Here is a 1,274-nt window from a genome sequence, read left to right on the forward strand (position 1 = left end):
GCACCATCGGCGCCGGCGCCCCCGGCGCCACCATTGCCCCCGACCCCGGCACTGCCATCAGCACCGGCAGCGGCCTGACCCGTCCGGCCCATACCGCCGGCCCCACCGACACCGGCGTTACCGCCGGCACCACCGGCCTGCCCGGCCTCCCCATCCAGCGACGCATTACCCGCACTCAGCCCGTCACGACCGGCCGCCCCATCCGCGCCATCGGCACCATCACCGGCATCACCGCCCACACCGCCGCGGCCCTGCAGCCCATCCACCCCGGCCGCACCATCAGCAGCCCGGACGCCATCACCACCAAGACCACCGGCACCCCGGGTACCGGCCGCACCCCCAGCGCCGCCATCACCCCCAGCGCCACCAGCACCACCATGACCACCGGCAGCACCAGCATCCACCGCAGCGAAACCATCCCCGCCCGCGCCACCAGCACCACCATCGCCGCCAGCACCACCATCACCGGCAGCACCGCCCACGCCACCAACACCGGCCACCCCATCACGGGCACCCGCACCGGCCACACCCCCATTACCCCCGGCACCACCATGGCCACCACGCTCACCGGCACCACCATCAGCACCCCGGCCACCCGCACCACCATCAACGGCCCCCGCCGTCCCAGCAGCACCCTGCGACCCCACACCACCGGCAACACCGACCGCACCCGAGAGCCCCGCACCCCCAGCACCACCGGCACCACCATTGCCCCCATCACCCTGCGCCGCCCGAGTCCCATCGGCCTGCACACCACCCAGACCACCATCACCACCGGCACCACCATGACCACCAGCAGCACCATCGACCGCACCCGCGACGCCATCAGCACCATCAAGGCCGCTGCCGCCGTTGCCGCCGCTACCGCCCACCCCGGCACTGCCGTGACTGCCGTTGGCGGCGGTGGTGCCGTTGCCGCTGGCGCCCCCGACACCACCGATACCGGCGTCGCCGCCGGCACCACCGGCCTGCCCGGCCTGCCCGTGGATCTGCTCGGCGGTGCCGTCGGCGCCATGCGCACCCTGCGCACCATGCCCACCATTGCCGCCGTTACCGCCCACACCACCGGCACCATGCGCACCGGCAAGCGTGCCGGTGCCACCAACACCACCATCACCACCGGCACCGCCATTGCCACCGCGGGTGCCATCAGCACCAGGCGCCAACCCGTTGACACCGTTGAAACCGTTACCACCCCGGCCCCCAGCACCACCGGCGCCACCATTACCAGTGACCGCCCGAGAGCCATCGGTGTTCACACCACCCAGACCACC

The 1,274-nt window shown here is 73.0% G+C and carries 1 protein-coding gene; it reads left to right on the forward strand.

The features are described 5' to 3' along the window. Positions 1-1,274, forward strand: a 1,274-nt coding sequence (locus AWC02_RS22025) for a hypothetical protein (protein ID WP_419179284.1), incomplete at both ends; no start/stop codon positions are given.

Source organism: Mycolicibacter engbaekii (genome assembly GCF_002101585.1).
GTDB classification, from domain to species: domain Bacteria; phylum Actinomycetota; class Actinomycetes; order Mycobacteriales; family Mycobacteriaceae; genus Mycobacterium; species Mycobacterium engbaekii.